General features: G+C 61.5%; 20 protein-coding genes and 3 pseudogenes. 13 read left to right on the top strand and 10 right to left on the bottom strand.

The window, feature by feature from the left end; genetic code table 11:
• Positions 1-720 precede the first annotated feature (720 nt).
• The 8 genes from NKJ55_RS33065 to panB form a co-directional block, all read right to left on the bottom strand.
• Entirely contained in the window at positions 721-936 is a 216-nt protein-coding gene (locus tag NKJ55_RS33065) for a helix-turn-helix domain-containing protein (protein ID WP_352453550.1), read from the bottom strand.
• A 460-nt stretch (positions 937-1,396) separates the two neighbouring features.
• Positions 1,397-3,220: a glutamine--fructose-6-phosphate transaminase (isomerizing) gene (glmS, locus tag NKJ55_RS33060; RefSeq protein ID WP_352453547.1), complete on the bottom strand. Its 1,824-nt coding sequence runs from the start codon at positions 3,218-3,220 to the stop codon at positions 1,397-1,399.
• 799 nt (positions 3,221-4,019) lie between these two features.
• Positions 4,020-4,331 carry a DUF2285 domain-containing protein gene (locus tag NKJ55_RS33055; protein WP_245278728.1) on the bottom strand — a complete coding sequence of 104 codons (312 nt, stop codon included), beginning with the start codon at positions 4,329-4,331 and terminating at the stop codon, positions 4,020-4,022.
• A gap of 157 nt (positions 4,332-4,488) precedes the next feature.
• On the bottom strand, positions 4,489-4,863 hold the full coding sequence (locus tag NKJ55_RS33050; RefSeq protein ID WP_352453546.1) for a transcriptional regulator domain-containing protein: 375 nt from the start codon (positions 4,861-4,863) through the stop codon (positions 4,489-4,491).
• 22 nt (positions 4,864-4,885) lie between these two features.
• Entirely contained in the window at positions 4,886-5,518 is a 633-nt protein-coding gene (locus NKJ55_RS33045) for an acyl-homoserine-lactone synthase (protein ID WP_352453545.1), read from the bottom strand.
• A 93-nt stretch (positions 5,519-5,611) separates the two neighbouring features.
• The gene (locus NKJ55_RS33040; protein WP_352453544.1) at positions 5,612-6,337 is read right to left on the bottom strand and encodes a LuxR family transcriptional regulator; all 726 of its coding nucleotides are present in this window, start codon (positions 6,335-6,337) and stop codon (positions 5,612-5,614) included.
• 94 nt (positions 6,338-6,431) lie between these two features.
• Positions 6,432-7,292 carry a pantoate--beta-alanine ligase gene (gene panC, locus NKJ55_RS33035; protein WP_352453543.1) on the bottom strand — a complete coding sequence of 287 codons (861 nt, stop codon included), beginning with the start codon at positions 7,290-7,292 and terminating at the stop codon, positions 6,432-6,434.
• Complete coding sequence (gene panB, locus NKJ55_RS33030; protein ID WP_352453542.1) at positions 7,289-8,149, bottom strand: 3-methyl-2-oxobutanoate hydroxymethyltransferase; 861 nt, start codon at positions 8,147-8,149, stop codon at positions 7,289-7,291. Before panB ends, panC begins: the two co-directional genes overlap by 4 nt.
• Positions 8,150-8,321: 172 nt before the next feature.
• On the opposite strand from panB, the gene NKJ55_RS33025 reads away from it, so the two are divergent.
• The 11 genes and pseudogenes from NKJ55_RS33025 to NKJ55_RS32975 form a co-directional block, all read left to right on the top strand.
• Positions 8,322-9,290, top strand: coding sequence for an NUDIX hydrolase (locus NKJ55_RS33025; protein WP_352453541.1), 969 nt, complete (start codon positions 8,322-8,324; stop codon positions 9,288-9,290).
• Between the two features lie 66 nt (positions 9,291-9,356).
• On the top strand, positions 9,357-10,331 hold the full coding sequence (gene nadA / locus NKJ55_RS33020; protein WP_023722074.1) for a quinolinate synthase NadA: 975 nt from the start codon (positions 9,357-9,359) through the stop codon (positions 10,329-10,331).
• Positions 10,328-11,869, top strand: a complete 1,542-nt coding sequence (locus NKJ55_RS33015; protein ID WP_352453540.1) for an L-aspartate oxidase — start codon at positions 10,328-10,330, stop codon at positions 11,867-11,869. The genes nadA and NKJ55_RS33015 overlap by 4 nt, the downstream gene beginning before the upstream one ends.
• On the top strand, positions 11,869-12,723 hold the full coding sequence (gene nadC, locus NKJ55_RS33010) for a carboxylating nicotinate-nucleotide diphosphorylase (RefSeq protein WP_352453539.1): 855 nt from the start codon (positions 11,869-11,871) through the stop codon (positions 12,721-12,723). The genes NKJ55_RS33015 and nadC overlap by 1 nt, the downstream gene beginning before the upstream one ends.
• 95 nt (positions 12,724-12,818) lie before the next feature.
• Positions 12,819-13,817, top strand: a complete 999-nt coding sequence (gene bioB / locus NKJ55_RS33005) for a biotin synthase BioB (RefSeq protein WP_352453549.1) — start codon at positions 12,819-12,821, stop codon at positions 13,815-13,817.
• On the top strand, positions 13,814-14,953 hold the full coding sequence (locus tag NKJ55_RS33000) for an 8-amino-7-oxononanoate synthase (protein ID WP_352453538.1): 1,140 nt from the start codon (positions 13,814-13,816) through the stop codon (positions 14,951-14,953). The genes bioB and NKJ55_RS33000 overlap by 4 nt, the downstream gene beginning before the upstream one ends.
• Before the next feature lie 11 nt (positions 14,954-14,964).
• Entirely contained in the window at positions 14,965-15,600 is a 636-nt protein-coding gene (gene bioD / locus NKJ55_RS32995) for a dethiobiotin synthase (RefSeq protein ID WP_023679599.1), read from the top strand.
• Entirely contained in the window at positions 15,600-16,865 is a 1,266-nt protein-coding gene (locus NKJ55_RS32990) for an adenosylmethionine--8-amino-7-oxononanoate transaminase (protein ID WP_352453537.1), read from the top strand. Before bioD ends, NKJ55_RS32990 begins: the two co-directional genes overlap by 1 nt.
• On the top strand, positions 16,862-17,845 hold the full coding sequence (gene bioZ, locus NKJ55_RS32985) for a 3-oxopimeloyl-[acyl-carrier-protein] synthase BioZ (protein ID WP_352453536.1): 984 nt from the start codon (positions 16,862-16,864) through the stop codon (positions 17,843-17,845). Before NKJ55_RS32990 ends, bioZ begins: the two co-directional genes overlap by 4 nt.
• Before the next feature lie 60 nt (positions 17,846-17,905).
• A pseudogene (locus NKJ55_RS32980) lies at positions 17,906-18,211 on the top strand (aspartate 1-decarboxylase); the annotation flags it as partial.
• 29 nt (positions 18,212-18,240) lie between these two features.
• Positions 18,241-18,447: pseudogene (locus NKJ55_RS32975) on the top strand (NrtR DNA-binding winged helix domain-containing protein); the annotation flags it as partial.
• 728 nt (positions 18,448-19,175) lie between these two features.
• Here NKJ55_RS32975 and NKJ55_RS32970 read toward each other — a convergent pair.
• A pseudogene (locus NKJ55_RS32970) lies at positions 19,176-19,864 on the bottom strand (S46 family peptidase).
• Positions 19,865-19,868: 4 nt separating this feature from the next.
• A complete protein-coding gene (locus NKJ55_RS32965; RefSeq protein ID WP_352453548.1) occupies positions 19,869-20,084 on the bottom strand; it encodes a S46 family peptidase in 216 nt (71 codons plus the stop codon).
• Positions 20,085-20,617: 533 nt separating this feature from the next.
• Between NKJ55_RS32965 and groES the strand changes: the two genes are divergently transcribed.
• Positions 20,618-20,914 carry a co-chaperone GroES gene (groES, locus tag NKJ55_RS32960; RefSeq protein ID WP_352453535.1) on the top strand — a complete coding sequence of 99 codons (297 nt, stop codon included), beginning with the start codon at positions 20,618-20,620 and terminating at the stop codon, positions 20,912-20,914.
• 65 nt (positions 20,915-20,979) lie between these two features.
• Positions 20,980-21,265: TCP-1/cpn60 chaperonin family protein (locus NKJ55_RS32955; RefSeq protein WP_287383736.1), on the top strand; the 286-nt coding region annotated here is incomplete at its 3' end.

Genomic DNA, 21,265 nt, shown 5'->3' with positions numbered 1-21,265 from the left:
GATCGCATCCCCCAACTCGCGACATAACGATGGGGGCAGACGCCCCGAAACGAACCCGTCGACCGCAACCTGCAAACCCCCGCCTGCCATCACGACGGAGCAATCCCGGCGCCTGACGAGGCGCGTGGAAAAGCACCGCAACGGCGACCACAACGTCGCTTCAGGCCGTCAAAAGCTTATCGTGTGCATCAAGGCGGCTAGAAGCGCGCCGGCAGCCTGGCGGGGGGCTTGGGGTTAGACTGCCGGCGCACGCCACTCATGAAGAGCGGCCCCTTTTTGCGGTTCCGACACCCATAGTCAACCCGGCAGCGTCTGGATGCCCGCTGTGCTCTTTTCAGAGCGGCTCGCGATGCCGGCCATGTCGGCCGATCCTGCTTAGGATGGGGGGCCACTCTCGTCGGCCGAGTTGATGCTCCAGCCAGTATCACCTTGCCGACCAGCATGGGTTCGCCGTTAGCAATCCATCCTCGCGAGCCAATGCTATCGTGCACGTGTCGCAGCACTCCGGGCGGCTATATCGCCTAAGACAGCATGACGAAGCGTTCCAACTTCCTGTTCGGCGAGCCCGCGTGCAGTTCCTGACTCGGACAGTGGACGAGAATTCTCTTGGCGGTACTGCGCCAGAAGGCATTCGCGTACAACGGAATCAAGCGACGACTATCAGCCGCAAACGTCACATCACAAGAGCGGTCTTCCACCCATTGCAGATTATCCGACTGATCAGGCGGCGTCCGATATGTCCGACTCTGCCTCAAGAATTCCCACAGGTATGGACAGCGATCTCGCTATCCGATTCCGATAGCCCTTATTGTACTTTAGACCCCGCTCGATGTTTTGGATTTCCTGAGCGGCAAGCCCGCACGCGACCGCGAGGTCCTCGATTGAATACCCAAGGTGCTCACGATAAGCGCGGATGATGTGGGTCCCCTGCGACATAGCCGTCAAGACTGGCTCGGGAATGCGCGAATCCTTCATAAACATCTCCAAGAAGATGGGAGCGCCTGACAAATCGGGAGATTTCCTCCCCGACCCTGGCGCACACCCAGCAAATCAAAAAAATGGACGTCCATTCGGCCGGACCGGCCTCATCCATGGAATGGGCCACTTGAAATTGGCAGCCGGGTCGGAATATGGCGGCTCACCTGCTTTTGATCAAGTTCTAAGAACCTGCCCGCCATGAGATGGCCTGATCGGCTGTAGCGCATTCGACCTGCGATCCTACACGACTCATTCTCCCCGATGGCTTTCTTGAACAGCAACTCGAACTCTCACTGACGCCTCCAGTGGCTATTCGCGGCACCGTCCACCCAGCCTCGCGGACGCTGATACCTTCGACCAATTTCCACCGCCGATGCAGCGAAAATGGACAAGCATCGCCACCTATAAAGGTTCACAATCACTCGACCGTGACCGATTTTGCGAGATTGCGCGGCTGGTCTACGTCTGTGCCCATGAAGAGCGCCGTGTGGTAGGCAAGAAGCTGTATCGGCAGCGAGAAGATCATCGGCGCGATAATCTCGTCGACAGCCGGCAACACGAGCGTGTGCATGGTGTTGAGTTTCGATGCGGCTGCCCCTTTTTCATCGGTGATGAGGATAATCCGCCCTCCACGGGCAGCCACTTCCTGCATGTTGGAGACGGTCTTGTCGAAAAAGCGATCATGGGGCGCGATGACGATCACTGGCATGTTGTCGTCGATCAATGCGATCGGACCGTGCTTCAATTCACCCGCCGCATAGCCCTCGGCATGGATGTAGGAAATCTCCTTGAGCTTCAGCGCACCTTCCATGGCTAGCGGGAAACTGGTGCCACGGCCGAGATACAGGACGTCACGACACTTTGACAGTTCGCGCGACAGGAACTCGATCTCCGGCTGGATGCTGTTGAGTACCTGGCCCATGACGCGCGGCACTTCGGCGAGGCTCCTGACGAGCGCCTGCAGCTCGTCTTCGGTTACGGTCCCGCGGGCTCTGGCGGCGCCGATGGCGAGTGCGGCTAGAACCGCAAGCTGGCAGGTAAACGCCTTGGTGGAGGCGACGCCAATCTCCGGTCCGGCAAGGATCGGGAAGACCGCATCGGCCTCCCGAGCGATGGTCGATTCGCAGGCATTGACGATAGCGCCAATTTTCAGCCCACGCTCCTTGCAGTACCTCAACGATGCGAGCGTATCGGCGGTTTCGCCGGACTGCGAAATGAAAAGAGCCGCCGACTGCGGCGACAACGGGATCTCGCGGTAACGGAATTCGGACGCAACGTCGATTTCAACCGTCAGGCGCGCATAGCGCTCGAACCAGTATTTTCCGATCAGTCCGGCGAGATAGGCGGTCCCGCAGGCCGAGATCGCCAAGCTCGGGATCCTGGCGAAATCGATGCCAGAAACCATGTCGGCGCGATTCTCTATGATGTTGCTATAGTGACGGAGAGCATGGGCGATGACTTCGGGCTGCTCGTAGATTTCCTTCTCCATGAAGTGGCGATGGTTGCCCTTGTTGGCCAGATCGGCCGCGGCCGTGGAGGTATGGCGCGGACGCTCGACGGGATGGCCGTCGAAATCGAAGATATGGGCGCCCGAATTGCCGACAATGGCCCAGTCGCCCTCGATGAGATAGGTAATTTCATTGGTGAAGGGAGCAAGCGCGATCGCGTCGGAGCCCAGGAACATCTCGCCGTCGCCGTGACCGATCGCCAGCGGTGGTCCGTTGCGCGCCGCCATGATGGTCGACGGATCATCTTCGAAGAGGACGGCAAGCGCATAGGCGCCCCTGACGCGTTTCAGCATGGCACGCATCGCCTCTTGCCGCCTCATGCCCTCCCGGCGGTGTCTTGCCAAGAGATGCGCGATGACCTCGGTGTCGGTGTCGGTCTGGAACTCGGCGCCAGCCGCCGCCAATTCGTCCTTCAGCTCGGTGAAATTCTCGATGATCCCGTTATGGACGACGGCGACACCGTCGGTAAGGTGCGGGTGCGCATTGCGTTTCGTCGAGGCCCCATGGGTTGCCCAACGCGTGTGGCCGATGCCGATGTTGCCGCTCAGCGGCTCTTCCTTCAGTCTCCTCTCGAGATTGACGAGCTTGCCCTCGGCGCGCCGGCGGTGCAAGGCACCTTCGGTGATCGTCGCAACGCCGGCGGAATCATAGCCGCGATATTCCAAACGCTTCAATGCGTCGACCAACCGATCCGACACCGGCTGTTGCCCAACGATGCCAACAATCCCGCACATGTTCGTCTTCCCATTCTTGCCGGCAGCTTCAGCCCACGCGAGACGGATACCCATCCGGCCGCTTTCATTGGGGATCTTGTAGTAGTATTCGGTAATATTGGTACAATTGATTGTAGGGATAACTATCATCCACCCCATGGATGAGCCCCTGATCTAAACTTCTCGTTGCGCCTGACGCCCTCATGACCGAACGCAAGCCCACACCCCGCGGCACGAAGGAACAATCGGCCATGCGCGACCATCCCGGCTACGCACCTGACACGAAGCGCCGCCGCTCGTGATCACGCGGTGATCGGCATGATCACAAGCACTGTAGTTAGGCAGCATCAGCGACGCATGATCGGCATCATCATCATCGGCAGCGTCGGCGCCGTCGGCATGATTCACGTGTTCGTCACGTTGATCATAATCATCGTCGCCGCCGATCAAGTTTAATGCCTGCCGCTGTTGACGCGGCTTTCGCCGGTAGAGTTTAGCCCGCGATGGCCTGTCAATACGCTGTTGGTCGGCATGGCCGAAACCGAGAGTCAGGCGGCACAGGCCACAGAGCACGTTCAGCGACCGTTTCAGTCAGCGCCGGCTTTGTCGGGGTTCGTAACGTCATCAGGATTCTCGGGGCATGAATGCACTATCACGAAAACGTTGGTTCTCAGTGCTTCGTCCGTATTACTCAAACCCGATTCCCGCTGCGGAAGAACTAGGCGCGTGTCACGTCTTGTACAAGGCACAATAGCAGTGAGAAATGGAGATTGATGCCTGCGCGTTTTCGAATAAGACAATCACCAAGCTGTCACCCGAATTACATCAGGAACTGTCTATAGCCGCCGCCCATCAGGTAGCGGCCACGTTGGATGGCGCGACGCACCTGATCGCGAAGATGGCTACCTGGATGAGACCAATCTTCTTCGACACGGCGTCTCCCGAACAGGGCAATGGCGATCTCCTGATGAGATGCTCCCGCAAGCGAGCCATCCAAAGCCTGGAGCACGATACGCAGACGCGCTCCGCGGGGTTCCGGCGGAAAGCAAGCAGCTGCCAGGCGGCCGCAACCATTGATGTCGTTCAGGAACTGAAGGGCAGCGACATGGAACTTCAGGTGCTGCGGCTGCACGATCGCGTCGACATATAGCCGCAACGGGCGGAGAACGGATGCACCGGAAAGGGCGATCTGCAGACTCCGGCAGTCCTCCCTCAGCAGCACGTGCTGCACGCCGGCAGGTGTCAGCAGGATGTCCTTGCAGCATGAGAGCGAAGGGAGATCAAGCGGTTCAAAATCGTGGTCGAGCCCAACCGGCTCCGCGGCCGCTCGTAGAATACGGGCGCAGTCGCGCGGATCCCAAAAGACCCTTGCCGACGTAGCGTCCGACTGTGGCGCGTCCGCGAAAAAGGAGGCTCCATTGTCTCAGGAAAGATGATCCTGTCGTCAACTCGATTATCTTCATGTCGGCCTGAGCTCCGACAATGCAGGCGGACGGTGCCATTTTGGCGTGGTCGCGCTGGAATTGTGGATTGCGCCGAAGAAACTCCCAGGCCCAGGCAGTGCGTGGCAATCGTCTGGCGTAGTGGTAAGCTTCGTGACGACGCCAGTCCGGCCAGCATACAAGACCGACCGTCGCTTCCTTGGGCAGACTAGCATCCTTCACGGCTCAGGTGTCCACAATGGCGCTATGCCGACGGGCCTAGAACCGGTTGCCACAGTACCGGTCCGCTCAGACGTCCCCTGCTGCGGATGCGCAAAAGGCTCGCGCGGGAAATCTCGAGAAACCCGGCCACCGCCTCCGTTTTGCCGACGGACTTGGGTTGTCCGATGCGCGACAATGGCCACGTCGCGAGGCGAAGGATCCGTTCCATGCGCGTGTCCGTCACCGTTACTATCCGGGTCAGATCCTTGGCCAAGCCGAACTCGATCATGCCCGCGAAGAGCTCGTAGGTTGCCTGGGCCAGTCCGCCCGCTGCCTTGGGCGCCGACGGAGGAAGATCGAGCGCGAAACGACTGCTCTCCCATATGTCGGCAGTCGAGGGCACGACGTCAGCACCCAGCAGCACCGGGAACGTGTCGCGCAACATTGTGGGTCCGGTGCTGGGCAAAAGACGCACGCAACCGCGAATTCGCCAGTCGGATCCCTTGAGGAGCAGATAGACAGGCTTCAGACCATCAAACGGGTCTGTTTCCATCTGGTCTTCGGTATCAACTTCCCAATCGAGCCTTTCCTTGAACACCCGAAACCTGAGCCCGTGCATCTCTTTGAGCTCGCTTGCGAACTCGTCGTAAAGGTCTGGTGTTATCAGCTGCATCATGGTCGCCTCCGTGCGGGATGTGTTCCCGCCATCGAAGGGCAAAGCCGGCAGCGATGCAGCCTGTAGAGGTTTACAGCTATCGTGGCCGACGAATCAGGATCTCGCCTGGCCGGAGGCAGCCAGTCGTGCAACGGCCTGGTTGATCGTCCGAACGCCAAGCTTTGCCTTGGCGTTTTCCAGATGAAAGGTCACGGTGCGCTTTGAGACGCCGAGAAGCTGGCTGATAACCCAAGCCGACTTGCCGCGCGCCGCCCATTTCAGGCACTCGAACTCCCGCGGGGTGAGCGTTACACCATCCACCACGCGATCGTCGGCGAGCCTGCGCCGGACATGGATATGAAAGTTGATGGCCACCAGCTGCAATGCTTTTTCGTAACGTGTCAGTGACCGCAACAGAGGCGGGCGGGACTCGTCGGAAGCAAAGGTCAGGGCAGCAAACCGGCCGCAATGATCATGCATGGACATCGTCAGGCCGCCGCGGATGCCAAACTCAGCCGCACTCTCCAGAATTTGTTGCTGCGAATTCGGCAGACAGTGCCGAGCGCGATCCACACCCCAATCAAAGGTATCCCAGCCTTGCAGCCCGCGCAGGATGACCGGATCAAGACTGTGGTACCGCTGTTGCAGATAACGTGATGTCCAGGATGAAGGATAGTTTGAGATCAATTGCGGGGCGTCGCCGGGGGCCGACGGGTAAGTGAAATAGGCGAATAGCGGAAAATCGAAGCCGGCTGCAGCGGATGCCATTGCCTCACGGAGATCGGCAGCATCAACACTTGCAGACAGTTGCTCAACGAAGTTCTCAAACACGCGATGCATTTGCGCTTTGCGTAACCTCCGTGATCGCTCGATGCCAGGCAGAGACCTTGTTTTAAACGATCCCGGACGGATACAGCGCGTGCCGAGAACCCCGTTAATCTGTTGAAACCCGTGATATTCTGACGTTGTCTATGAGCCGTGTGCCGCCGAGCCAGGCCCCGACAAGCAAGCGTGCAGGTCGGTCAAGGCTTGTCATGGGTCGCAGATCTGCCTCGTCGCGAAGTTCCAGGTATTCGACCTCGCGATAGCCCGCAGCCAGAATTGCTGCGCGCGCTTCGGCAAGCGTTGGCAGGACGGGCGAGCCGCGGGCAAGCCGCTCAGCCGTCTCGAGCAAGACCGATGATAGCTCGGGGGCAACAGCACGCTCTGCTTGCGAGAGCCGGACATTGCGCGATGATAGTGCAAGACCGTCGGCTTCGCGGACTGTCGGACAAGGAACAATGGTGATCGGAATATCCAGGTCCCGGGCCATACGCCTGACTAGCTGAAGCTGCTGAAAGTCCTTTTCGCCAAAGAAGCCGAAGTCAGCGCTGGTCTGCAGGAAGAGCTTGGCGACGACGGTCGCCACGCCATCGAAATGTCCCGGCCGGAAGGCACCGCACAGGCCCTCGCTGACACCGGACACCGAAACGGTCGTGGCGAAGGCCGCCGGATACATCTCCTCTGCGTCCGGCGCATAAAGCAGGTGCGCGCCAAGCGGTGCCAGCTTGGCGGCATCCTCGTCCTCGGTGCTCGGATACGCGGCGAGATCGGCCTCGCTGTTGAATTGCTTCGGGTTGACGAAGAGCGTCACGATCACCCGGTCGGCCTTCACGAGTGCCGCGCGCACCAGGCTGAGATGGCCCTCATGCAGGACGCCCATCGTTGGCACGACGGCAATCCTCACGCCCTCGCGGCGCCATGCGGCGACGATTTGGCGAAGCTGGGCAACGCTCCTGACAATCGGCACGCTCACGCTGCTTCTCCGCTCTTGGTGGCGTCCCCGTCGGCGGGCTTGGGCGCATCGGCAAACACGTGCTCGGCGGCCGGAAACTGGCGCTCCTTCACTTCCCGCGCATAGGCCGCGATCGCAGCCGCAGCGGCCTCCCCCAGTTCAGCATAGCGCTTGACGAATTTGGGCCGGAAGTCGCCGAAGAGGCCCAGCATGTCGTCGACGACGAGAATCTGGCCGTCACAGGCGGCCGAGGCACCGATGCCAATGGTCGGGGTCGCCACCTCCCCGGTGATCCGGCGGGCGAGCGCCTCGGGAACCTTCTCCAGCACGACCGCAAAGGCGCCCGCTTCGCTCACCGCAAGCGCGTCGCGCCTGATGCGCTCGGCATCCCCGCCTCTGCCCTGCACGCGGTAGCCACCGATGGTGTTGATCGACTGCGGCGTCAAGCCGACATGGGCCATGACCGGCACGCCGCGCGCGGCGAGGAAGCCGATCGTCTCTGCCATCGTTTCGCCGCCTTCGAGCTTGACGGCCGCGCAGCCGGTCTCGGCCATGACGCGCGCGGCATTGCGGAAAGCCTGCTCGGGGCTTTCCTCGAAGGAACCGAACGGCAGGTCGACGACCATCAGCGCCTGCTCGAGGCCACGGCGCACGGCCTGGCCGTGAATGATCATCATCTCCAGCGTCACACCGAGCGTCGAGGGCAGGCCGTGGAGAACCATGCCGACGCTGTCGCCGACCAGCACCACATCGCAATGGGGATCGACAAGCCGGGCGACTGGGGTCGTGTAGGCGGTAAGACAGACGAGCGGCGTCCCACCTTTGCGCGAACGAATATCCGGCGGTGTGATCGCCTTGGTGTCACCAAACGCACTCAATGGACCCTCCTTCCCCAACGTTACCAACCGCGGGTGTCGCGTTTGCCACATTTTTGTGCAAGTGCGAAGAGCTAAAAATGGCCGTGCAGCTGTGCGGTGTTGACGTGCGGACAGGCGCGCTTACATTTAATCGATTCAGGCGCTCCCGAGCTGGCCAACCACTTTCGCGAACATGGACGATCAGGCAAAAGGACCCAGGAAAGACAGAGCCGCCGTCAAGGCCGACGAAGTCAAAGTGGACCTGATCGCCTTTGTCGTCGCCGTAAACGACAGTGAACCCTGTGTCCTCACCATCGGCCAGGCGGACACCCTGCCCTCCGGACCATTTGCGCTTGAGCACCGATCGCTGCAATCCGGTTTGAGGGGGTGGGTCGAGCAGCAGACCGGCCATCCGCTGGGGTATATTGAGCAACTCTACACCTTCGCGGATCGGGATCGCATCGGCGCCGAGCGCCAGCAGCGCGTCATCTCCATCAGCTATCTCGCATTGACCCGCAAGGAACAGGCATCTGGCTCGCCCAAGTGCGGCTGGCAGAGCTGGTATGAATTTTTTCCATGGGAGGACCACCGCTCCGGCACGCCTCCGGTCGTGCTGGACGTTCTGCGACCGCGCCTGATTGAATGGGCAGACGGCGTCAGCGACGCGGCCACGCGACGTGAACGCTGGCAGCGGGCGACGATAGCCTTCGGCTTCGACGACCGCCTTTGGAACGAGGAACTCACGCTTCAACGCTATGAGTTAGTCTACGAAGCAGGCCTGGTCCAAGAGGCCGGAAGCGGACGGGACGCGACGCTGCCTCCGCTGGTGCCTAGCAAGTCCATGGTCGCCGATCATCGCCGCATCGTGGCGACCGGCATTGCGCGGCTGCGCTCCAAGATCAAATACCGGCCGGTCGTCTTTGAGCTGATGCCGCCGGTCTTCACGCTTTTGCAGCTGCAGCGAACCGTGGAGGCGCTTGCCGGCAGGCTCGTGCGTAAGCCGAACTTTCGCCGGCTGATCGAGCAGCAGGAGCTGGTCGAAGAGACCGGAGAGGCAACCGCGGAGACCGGCGGCCGGCCAGCGAAGCTTTACCGGTTCCGCCACGCCGTTCTCGACGAGAGGGTCATCGCCGGGACAAAATTGCCGCTGGCGCGGGGTTGACATCGCTTATACTCACAGCAAGTATATGCTGGTTATTTTCAACTAGAGTATAAGCTGGAGGGGTCGATGAGCGCCATGCTGCCTGCGACCGCGTTTCTCTACGAGCGCGTCCGACGAGTGATCCCGCCGATCGAATGGCCGGCTTTCGTCGAGGATATCGAGGCGATCATTGCACTGAAGCGCGAGCGCAACGCCATCATCCTGGCGCACAACTATCAGACCCCCGAGATCTTCCATTGCGTGGCCGACATCGTCGGCGACAGCTTGGCACTGGCCCGCACGGCTGCGACGATCGAGGCGCAAGTCATCGTGCTGGCCGGCGTACATTTCATGGCCGAAACGGCCAAGCTGCTCAATCCGCAAAAGACGGTGCTCATTCCCGACCTGCGGGCAGGCTGTTCGTTGGCGGAATCGATCACGGCAGAAGACGTGCGCTTGATGCGCCAGCGTTATCCCGGCGTGCCGATCATCACTTATGTCAACACGTCGGCCGAAGTGAAAGCCGAGTCGGATATCTGCTGTACATCCGGCAACGCCAAGGCGGTCGTCCAATCCCTTGGCGTTCCCCAGGTGATCATGTTGCCGGACGAATATCTGGCCCAGAATATCGCCGCCCAGACCGATGTGCAGATCATCGCCTGGAAAGGGCATTGCGAGGTGCATGAGCGCTTTACACCGGCCGACATCCGCGAGTTGCGCGAAAGCCATCCCGGCGTGATCGTGCTCGCGCATCCCGAATGCCCGCCCGACGTCGTGGCTGAAGCAGATTTTTCCGGCTCGACCGCTGCCATGTCCGACTATGTCGAGAGGCAAAGGCCGGCACGTGTCGTGCTGATGACGGAATGTTCGATGAGCGACAACGTCGCGTTAGCGCACCCAGAGGTCGAGTTCATCCGGCCCTGCAATTTGTGCCCTCACATGAAGCGGATCACGCTTGCCAACATCCGCATGGCGCTCGAGCAGAACCACCATATCGTAACCATCGAACCCGGGATCGCCGGGCGCGCGCGGCTTGCGGTCGAACGGATGCTGGCAATTTGAGCGCCGATGTCCGCCGCTTCTTCGGGCGGCCCATCATCATCGGCGGCGGCATCGCCGGATTGATGACCGCGCTTCAACTGGCGCCGGAGCCGGTGCTGCTTCTGTCCAGGACGCTGCTGGGAGCTGACAATTCGAGCACCTGGGCACAGGGTGGTCTGGCTGCAAGTTTCGGCGAAGACGACGATCCGGCACTGCACCTGGCCGATACGCTTGCCGCCGGGGATGGTCTCTGCGACAGAGACGTGGCGAGCCGCATCCTCCAAGCCGCGCCCAAGGCGATAGAGGGGCTTGCGGGCTTTGGGGTTCCCTTCGACCGTACGCCGAAAGGATCACTGTGCCTCGGATTGGAGGCCGCACACAGCCGACGTCGCATCGTTCATGCGCATGGTGACGGCACCGGGCGTGAGATCATGCGTGCCCTGATCGCGGCTGTGCGTTCCACTCCCTCGATTGTTGTCGTGGAGGGCGTGGAAGCGCGCCGGCTGGCGGTGCGAGAGAATGCGATCCGAGGCGTCTGGGCGAGCGGTTCGATAGGACCTGTCTTCTTCGGCTCACGGCGGGTCGTCCTCGCCACCGGTGGGATCGGGGGACTGTTTCTCGACACCACGAATCCTTCGGGCAGTTGTGGACAGGGCCTGGCGCTTGCGGCCCGCGCTGGAGCTGTCCTTGCCGACCTCGAGTTCATCCAGTTCCACCCGACCGCGCTTGACGGCCCGGAACGCCCTATGGTGCTGCTCAGCGAGGCCGTCCGCGGCGAAGGTGCTGCCCTGATCGACGAAACCGGCCAAGCTTTTCTCCAGAGCGTGCCAGGGGCGGAACTTGCGCCTCGTGATGTCTTGGCGCGCGCCGTCTGGAACCATCTTGCCAACGGCCACCGTGTTTTTCTCGACGCGCGGCAACGGCCTGGCCCGGAATTTGCTCGACACTTCCCGACAATCGCATCAGCCTGTCGTGGAGCGGGCATCAATCCCGCGCGCGATCTCATCCCCATTCGTCCGGCCCAACACTATCACATGGGTGGCGTTGCCGTGGACGGCTCCGGTAGGACGTCCGTCAAGGGGCTGTGGGCCTGCGGCGAAGTCGCTTCGACAGGACTGCATGGCGCCAACAGGCTCGCCAGCAATTCCTTGACCGAGGCCGTCGTGTGCGCGCGCTGGGTCGCTGAAAGTGTCGCCGGAACGCCTGCTCGCAGAACAAGGCCTGCGGTTGCCGACGTTTACCCATCGCCCGCTCCGATACCCGTGCGTGTTTTCCTGTCGCGTGCACTGGGCATCGTCCGGGATGGTGAAGGTCTGAAAGCAGCCGCACGTGCCTTATTGCCGCTCGCCGAAAGCAAGGACGCGGCCTCGGATGCGGCGGCTGTCGGGCTAATGATCGCGGTTGCCGCCTTGTTGCGCCAAGAAAGCCGCGGCGCTCATTACCGGACAGATTTTCCTCATCATGCGACTGTCGCCCGACGGTCCGAAATCACCCTCGAAGCCGCCTTGGCCGCTGCGCGGGAACTCGGAAACTCGCCAAGCCTCGAAGGGGCAAAGTGATGACGCTCTCACCGCTTCCCACGGTCATGCTTGAGCCGCTTGTAAGGGCAGCTCTTCTTGAAGACCTTGGCAGAGCCGGCGACTTGACCACGGAGGCCATCGTGCCGAAGGCACACCAAGCGGGAACCGTGCTGGCGGCGCGCCAGTCCGGAGTTGTCGCCGGCCTCGATCTGGCGATGCTCGCTTTCCGCTTGATTGATCCTGATGTCCAAATCTCGGTGGAGCGGGCAGACGGCTGCAATGTCATGGATGGAGAGGTCATTGCAACGGTGAGTGGTCCGGCCCGGGCCATTCTCACAGCCGAACGGACGGCGCTCAATTTTCTCTGTCATCTGAGCGGCATCGCTACAGCAACGGCATCGATCGTCGCTGCGGTTCGTGGATATGGCGCGAAGATCGTCTGCACGCGCAAGACGACGCCCGGATTGCGGGCAGTCGAAAAATATGCCGTGCGCGCGGGTGGCGGATCCAATCACCGCTTCGGCCTCGACGACGCAATTCTGATCAAGGACAACCACATCGCCATCGCAGGCGGCGTTCGCCCGGCGCTCGAGCGAGCACGAAGACGGGCCGGTCATCTCGTCAAGATCGAAGTCGAGGTCGATACGCTGGCCCAGTTGGAGGAGGTACTTGGCTTCGCTCCCGATGCGGTTCTGCTCGACAACATGTCCCTCGCCGATCTTCGCCGCGCCGTCGCAATCGTTGGCGGCCGTGCTATCACCGAGGCTTCTGGCGGGATCGCATCCGATACAGCGCGAGCGATTGCCGCGACCGGCGTTGATCTGATTTCGGTCGGCCGACTGACCCACAGCGCGCCGATCCTGGATATCGGCCTCGACTATTGGGGCCCATGATTGCCTGAGGGACGAACAGGATCGAATCAACTGTCCTTTCCGATCGTCATCAATCAGACAGCAAAGCAAGGCAGAACCGGAGGAACAGCATGGACATGCAAACAGCCAGTCCAACGCAGACATCGCCACAGGCTCAATCCCCTGACCCTGGAGCGTGGACCCTGGAGAAGGCTCGGGCACTTCACGATGCCCCCTTCAACAATCTCCTCTTCCTCGCGCAAACCGTGCACCGCCAGAATTTCGATCCCAACAAGGTCCAGCTCAGCCGGCTGCTCAGCATCAAGACGGGCGGATGCCCGGAGGATTGCGGCTATTGTAGCCAGTCGGCGCAGCACGAAACCGGCCTGAAGGCGTCGAAGCTGATGGAGGTCCGGCGCGTCGTCGCCGAGGCGAAGAAAGCGCGTGACGCCGGCGCAACCCGCTATTGCATGGGCGCGGCCTGGCGAAACCCCAAGGCGCGCGACATGGATGCGGTGGTGGCGATGGTCGAAGGCGTCAAGGCGCTGGGCATGGAGACCTGCATGACGCTCGGCATGCTCGATCTTGAGCAAGCCGCTCGACTGAAGCAGGCTGGTCTCGACTTTTACAACCACAACATCGATACGTCGGAACGCTACTATAGCGAGATCATCAGCACGCGGAGCTTTGCCGAGCGGCTCGAGACGCTCGAGCACGTTCGCCAATCCGGCATCAAGGTCTGCTGCGGCGGCATTGTCGGCATGGGCGAGGAGCCGGTGGACCGGATCGACATGCTGGTGACGCTGGCCAACCTGCCGGAACATCCGCAAAGCGTTCCGATCAACATGCTGATCCCGATCCCCGGCACCCCGCTTGCCGACGCCAAGCCGATCGAGCCGATCGAATTCGTGCGCGTGATCGCGATGGCGCGCATCATGATGCCGAAATCGCATATCCGTCTTTCCGCCGGCCGTACGGCCATGACCGACGAGATGCAGGCGCTGTGCTTTTTTGCCGGCGCCAACTCGATCTTCGTCGGCGACACGCTGCTGACGGCGGACAATCCCGGTGAGGACAAGGATATCCTGCTGTTCCGGCGCCTTGGCATCGAGCCGATGGAACTCGAGGCGCAATGAACGGGGCACCGCTTGCCCGCTATGAGGCGACCTTGCAGGGCCTGGCGCGCAAGGACCGGCTGCGGACGCTGAAGCCGTGCGCCGGGCGCGACTTCTCGTCGAACGACTATCTCGGGCTTGCCGCCTCCAAAAGACTTGGCGAAGCGGTTGCGGCGGCGATTGCGCGGGGCACGCCGGTTGGCGCCACCGGGTCGCGGCTGTTGCGCGGCAATGCACCGGAACACGAGCAGCTCGAGGCAGACGCGGCGGCATTCTTTGGAGCCGACCGCGCGCTGTTCTTCGGCAGCGGCTACATCGCCAACTTCGCTCTGCTGACGGCGCTGCCGCAGAAGGGCGACCTTTTGGTCCTCGATGAGCTCGCCCATGCCAGCATGCATGAGGGGGCACAGGCCGGACGTGCCGAGTTCAAGCTGGCCGCGCACAACGACGTCGATGCTGTCGAGGACGCGATCAAGCGTTGGCGCGCCGAAGGCGGCATGGGATGCGTCTGGATTGCGGTGGAAAGCCTATACAGCATGGATGGCGACTGCGCGCCTTTGGAGAGCCTGGCCGCGCTTGCCGATCGGCACGACGCATTCATCGTCATTGACGAGGCGCATGCCACCGGCGTCTGGGGACCGGACGGCCGGGGGCTGGCCGCCGCTTTCGAGGGCCGCGACAACATCGTCGCGCTCCACACCTGCGGCAAGGCGCTCGGCGCATCTGGTGGGCTCGTGACCGGGCCGAGGACACTGTGCCAGTATCTGATCAACCGTTGCCGGCCATTCATCTACGCCACCGCGCCATCGCCGCTGATGGCGGTCGCGGCGCGCGAAGCGCTCGCAATGCTCGCCGACGAGCCTATGCGGCGTGTTCAGCTGCGTGAACGCGTTGCCCTCGCAGGCCGCCAATTGGTCGATGGCTGCGGCGTGATGCCAAGTGGCTCTCAGATCCAGCCCTTGGTGATCGGCGATGTCAGGCGCACCATGGCAGTGGCGGCGCGCCTGCAGGCCCGCGGCTTCGACATACGCGGCATTCGTCCGCCGACCGTGCCCGAGGGCACGTCGCGGCTGCGCATCTCACTGACGCTCAATATCGGCGAAGCCGACATTTCCGCCATGGTCGAGGCGCTCGTCGAGGTGTTGGCCCAGACATGACCGGAGGCGACATGACCAAGCGCATCGTCATCACCGGAACAGACACCGGAATTGGCAAGACGGTGTTTTCGGCCGGGCTTGCCGGCCTGCTTGACGGCTTCTACTGGAAGCCGGTGCAATCGGGCCTCGACGGCGAGACCGACAGCGAGGCGGTTGCGCGACTTGCCGGGCTGCCGTCGGGGCGCGTGCTGCCGGAAGCCTACCGCTTGAAGAGCCCGCTTTCGCCGCATCGTTCGGCCGAAATCGACGACGTTTCGATCGAGGCTGCCGATCTTTCGTTTCCCGTCCTGCCGACACCGCTCGTCATCGAAGGCGCCGGCGGGCTGATGGTGCCGCTGAACCGCCGGACAAGGTTCATCGACATATTCGAGCAATGGCAGTTGCCGGTCATTCTGTGCGCCCGCACCGCGCTCGGAACAATCAATCACACCCTGCTGTCGATCGAGGCCCTGCGGGCGCGCGCTATCCCGCTGGCTGGCATCGCCTTCATCGGCGATGAGATGACCGATACGCAACGGACGATCGTGGAATTCGGCGACGTGCCGCAACTCGGCAGGCTGCCGCACCTCGATCCGCTGACGGACAAAACGCTGAGACAAGCGATGATTGCGGGCTTCGACCTCGCTTTGATTGCCGGAGGCGAATGATGCCGCAATCCCGTGTGTGGCACCCCTTCACCCAGCACGCGCTCGAGCCGGCGATCCCTGAAATCGTCCTGACTGAAGGCGCCTACCTCCACAAAGCCAATGGCGCGCGCATTCTGGACGCCATTTCCTCCTGGTGGGTGGTCACCCATGGCCACCGCCATCCCCGCATCATGAAAGCTATCGAGACGACCGCCTCGAGCCTCGACCAGATCATCTTTGCAGGCTTCACGCACGAGCCAGCCGAACGCTTGGCCAAGGCGCTTGTCGGACTCGCTCCTCCCGGCCTCGACCGGGTGTTCTATTCCGACAGCGGCTCGACCTGCGTCGAAGTCGCGTTGAAGATGGCGCTCGGTTATTTCCGCAACATCGGCGCGCCCCGCTCGCGCATCGTCGTCATGGAGCACAGCTATCACGGCGACACGATCGGCACGATGAGCGTCGGTGCGCGTGGCGTGTTCAACGCCGCCTACGAACCCTTGCTGTTCGAGGTCGACACCATTCCCTTCCCGGCCGCCGGCCGCGAGCAGGAAACGCTGGATAGATTCGAGGCAGTCTCCCGCGACCGGCGCGCCGCCGCGCTGATCGTCGAACCGCTCGTGCTTGGCGCCGGCGGCATGCTGATGTATCCGGCCTCGGTTCTGACCGGATTGAAGAAGATTGCCGAAGCCTCCGGCACGCTGCTGATTGCCGACGAGGTGATGACCGGCTGGGGCCGCACCGGGAGCATGTTCGCCTGCGAGCAGGCATCGATTTCTCCAGATATCCTGTGCACCTCCAAAGGCTTAACCGGCGGCGTGATCCCGCTGGCGGCCACGCTTGCCACCGATGCGATCTTCCAGGCTCATTATTCAGCGGATCGCAAGAAGACGTTTTTCCACTCGAGTTCCTACACGGCCAATCCGATTGCCTGCGCGGCAGCACTCGCCAACGTCGAGATCTGGCGTGACGAGCCGGTGGCCGAGCGGATCGCGGCCTTGAGCGAGAGACAGGCCGCCGGGTTTCGACGCTTTCGCGACAATGCCAACTTCACCGACAGCCGCGCGATCGGCACGATCCTGGCTCTCGACCTGCGCGCCGGCTCTGCCGGCTATCTGGCCGAGATCGGACCTAAGCTGCGGGCCTTTTTCCTCGAGCTCGGCCTGCTTGTGCGCCCGCTCGGCAATGTCCTTTATCTCCTGCCGCCCTATTGCGTCACCGGCGACGAGCTCGATCGGCTCCATGACGCGATCGAGGAGGCCGGCGAACGCTTCGGCTCAAAGCCATGAGCAGGTTGTCGCGCCTTCTCGGGTTTGGCCATCATGCGCCTGGCCGAAAGGTGGCGAATGCCGAAATTGAGAACAATCTCGGCCTCGAACCGGGCTGGATCGAGCGGCGTACTGGAATCCGGTCGCGCTTCTGGGCAACGGACGAAGACACGCTGTCTGGTCTTGCTGCGCAGGCCGGCGCCATGGCGCTGGCCAGCGCCGGCATTGCGCGCCACGACATCGGTCTGCTGCTGCTTGCCACCTCGACGCCCGATCACCTCCTGCCGCCCAGCGCGCCCCTGGTCGCACATCGGCTGGGGCTCGGCCGCGCCGGCGCTGTCGATCTGACCGGCGCCTGCGCCGGCTTCATCTATGCGCTGATGTTTGCGGACGGATTTACCCGCCTGCACGGCAAAGCGAGCCTTGTTATCGCCGCCAATATCCTCAGCCGCCGCATCAATCCCTCTGAGCGCGCCAGCGCCGTGCTGTTTGCCGATGCCGCCGGCGCCGTCGTGATCGGTCCGTGCGAGGATACTGGTCGGGGGATTCTCGGTGCCTCCGTGGATTCGGACGGCTCGCGATACGGCCTGATCCAGATTCCCGCAGGAGGAAGCAACATCCCGTTCCACGGTGACCTCGACCTCGCGCAAACCCGAATGACGATGACCGACGGCCGCGAAGTGTTCGCAAAGGCCGTCGAGATGATGACCGATTGCTCGATAAGCGCGCTAGCCGCTGCCGGAGTGCGACCACAGGATGTCGACCGGTTCGTGCCGCATCAGGCCAATGCTCGCATTTTCGATGCTGTCGGGAGTAACCTCGGCATAGCGGATCAAGCAATTGTCAAGACGATTGCCGAATACGGCAACTCTTCGGCCGCGACGATCCCGCTCTCACTGTCGCTCGCCAATCAAGCGGAGCCGTTTCGGCCGGGCAAGAAAATACTCCTGGCGGCGGCAGGTGCGGGACTCAGCGGCGGGGCGCTCCTCGTCGGGATTTAGCCCAGCGAAGCTGCTCAACATCAGGACTGACTTTGTGAGATGAATAGGACAACGGGACCAATGCGAAAAATAGTCGCCGGCAAGCTGCACGGCATCCACGTCGAAGCAAACCTCAACTACCACGGTTCGATAACGCTCGACCCTGACCACTGCGAAGAAGCCGGGATCCTGCCAATGGATTCGTGGAGACATGGAGCAAGACTTCCGGCGCGCGAATCTCGACCTATGTCATCCTCGGCGAGCGCGGCTCTCGATGCTGCATCCTCAACGGCGCGGCCGCCCGGACCTGCCAGCCCACTCCATCCATCTGGACGAAGCGCGCATTCCTCTCTGAAGCCGCGGATCGTTACGTTCGTCATCAACAATGTCGTTGGCTTCTCGCCGATGGCAATGCGCTGACGCGGACGGCGTTGACGACTACATCGGCAGGGGCGCTTCAGCAGAACTTTCGCCGGTTGATGGAGCAGCAGGAACTGGTGGAGGAGACCGGCGAAAGTGCTTTTGACACCGGCGGTCGGCCGGCGAAGCTTTATCGCTTCCGCCACCATGTCCTCGACGAAACGGCGGTCGCCCGGACAAAATTGCCGCTGGCGCGGGCTTGACATCCTTTATACTCAACGTAGAAATATACCCTTATAATCAATTCGATTATAACGAGAAATTCATTCGCACCGTCCGAACCCACGGTCTCGCTCGGGAAGCCCGTATGAGTGGATCGAAGTGATCTTGGAAATGAAACGCCCGAGGACGGGCTTTCAACCTTTGTCGTGAAGGAGGTGCCGCGCGAGTGGGCCAATGCCTTGCGGCAACGGTGAAGGATGCATACCGCCAGTAAACGCATGCGTCAAAGTCGCTATCGAATGTACAGTTCGTCTAAATGTGCGATACGTTCGATTTGTGCAAGTAACACTTGGAGAAGTGTCGCACAAAAGAAACGTTTAATTACATAAAGCAGGCAAGCTAATCTTTAAACTTGCACAAATGAGCGTAGGGCGCCCTGTTCAAGGGCGCCTTTTTTAAGGATTATCATTAGACTCTCTCCCGGGGGAACTGTGGGTGAAGAAACAACGCATCGTCCTGCTGGCAGCTGTTTTGGCGTCTGCCTTTGGCTTTTTTTTGCTGATCCTGATCCTGCAGATGGTCAGTTTTTTGGTTGACTAGGCACGCGCAAGCGGGATGGATCGCGCAGAGACACGCGGAAGTTTTTTTCGCCAGCGAAACCCCGACGACCTGATGGGGAGTCGCGCCAGCAGGGTGGGAGCCACGTCCAGTGCCACCGACCATGCGAGATGCCGATTGTTGGCGCGTCTGTCAGTTCGCGCGGCCATATTCATTCTGGTGCCGATCTGTTGCCTTTTCTGCTTTTCCCATGCGTTTTAGGCCGAGCCAATTTGTGAAGCGGGCGGTCAATGGATCTGCGCCTCGCGATTGCCTGCCGTTCCCTTTTGATCTGGGCGGCATAATCCGAGAGCGAACGCTGCAACCGCGGTTCGAATTGCGCGAAGTTGAACCGGACTTCATCCGCCGTCAGGAACTGGTGGGTTGCGCCGGGAAAGCCGGCGACCATCACAAGGTCGCCTTCCTTGACGCCTGCACAGGCTATGGGTAGCCAACTCTTCGGCGGTAAGGCACATTGTCGCGCGCATATGGCCGGGAGGAACCATCAGGAGCGACATAGGCGCGATAAAAGCCGAAGTCGCCTGTGTGGCGCGGCCACATCCAATTGTCCGTTTCGCCGCCGAAGTTACCGATGCCGAGCGCGGGCGCATAGACAAGGCGCACGTCCTCGATTTCGAGCTTCTGCTGGAGATAGTAGGAGGCGCCGCCATAATAGGCCCCTACGTCGCAGCGGCGATTGGGCTGCCCTTCACATGCGGCGATCAGGGCCTTGCGGTTCGTGGCGAGCCGCTCATAGCGGGCAAACCCATTCAGCTTGTCCGAGACGCCCTTGAGTATTTCGGCGGTCACATCCCGCATGTCCTCGATCACATGGATTCGGCTGCCTGGCGCCGCGGGCAATTCTTCACCCAGGGCTCTTCGCCAGAAAGCCGTCTGTGAGATAGTCCTGGCCCTCTTTGCTGTGGTATTGAATGCATTCGAACACGCAGTGATGATTGGTTGCGACCAGCCCTTGTGGACTGACGAACGAGGCGGAGCATCCGCCCAGTGATACGATCGCGTTGAGCGGGTCAGCGTCCAGACGGCCGCATGGCCGCGCTTCCGCAGTCTGGCCCGGCATCCACATACCTTCGTCCGCCGACGTAGCCGTGACCGTCCAGAGCAAGGCGATGGCAGTTGCTTTGGCCAATCATTTCAAATTCGAGTTCATGCTGACTGTCGCTCTCGTCTTGCCTCCTGTTCTCCGCAGATTGGATTGGTGACTATCGGGATGCCGGAGTCCTGGCGCCCGCGCGGCGGCCAACACCGTAAACACCGAGTGGACCCGTTAACCGCAAGAGTCCTGATGGCGTTCACCTCTCATATTTGTCGCGCGCAACGTTTGCGGATCATCCGCTGCACCAATCGTGCCAAATGAATAAAGCCTTCAGTTACAAATGGTGAGCCGCCCCATCCATGTCCGATCTCCGACGTCTTTCACGTAAAGGGCTCGGTGCTTCCACGCTCGTTTGCTCTTCGCCCGTCCCTCTTCCGTCTTGACTAGCAGGAGCCTACGGCCTATCTCACTGCCGCGTTAGCACTCGCTTCTGGTGAGTGCTAACCACGCTCCGGCAACGGAGAACCGTTCAACATCCGCACCAGGGAAATCCAAAAATGGCAAAGTCGAATTTCCGGCCGCTGCATGACCGCGTGGTCGTTCGTCGGGTTGAGTCCGAAGCGAAGACCGCCGGCGGGATCATCATCCCCGATACGGCTAAGGAAAAGCCGCAGGAAGGCGAGATCATCGCCATCGGTTCCGGCGCCCGTGACGAGGTCGGCAAGCTCGTCCCGCTGGACGTCAAGGCCGGCGACCGCATCCTGTTCGGCAAGTGGTCGGGCACCGAAGTCAAGCTCAATGGCGAAGACCTTCTGATCATGAAGGAAGCGGACATCATGGGCGTCATCGGCTGACACGCCGCCGCCTTTCATCCGCACCATCCAATCTGAATTTCGGGCGAAATGCCCAGGAGTAAAAAATGGCTGCCAAAGACGTAAAATTCTCCCGCGACGCTCGTGAGCGCATGCTGCGCGGCGTCAACATCCTCGCCGACGCGGTGAAGGTCACGCTCGGCCCCAAGGGCCGCAACGTCGTCATCGACAAGTCGTTCGGCGCACCGCGCATCACCAAGGACGGCGTCACCGTCGCCAAGGAAATCGAGCTTGAGGACAAGTTCGAGAACATGGGCGCGCAGATGGTCCGCGAAGTTGCTTCGAAGACCAACGACATCGCCGGCGACGGCACCACCACCGCGACCGTTCTGG

This window comes from Mesorhizobium sp. M0106 (assembly GCF_040322715.1).
In the GTDB taxonomy this organism is placed as follows: domain Bacteria; phylum Pseudomonadota; class Alphaproteobacteria; order Rhizobiales; family Rhizobiaceae; genus Mesorhizobium.
This window is presented reverse-complemented; position numbering and strand designations above follow the sequence as displayed.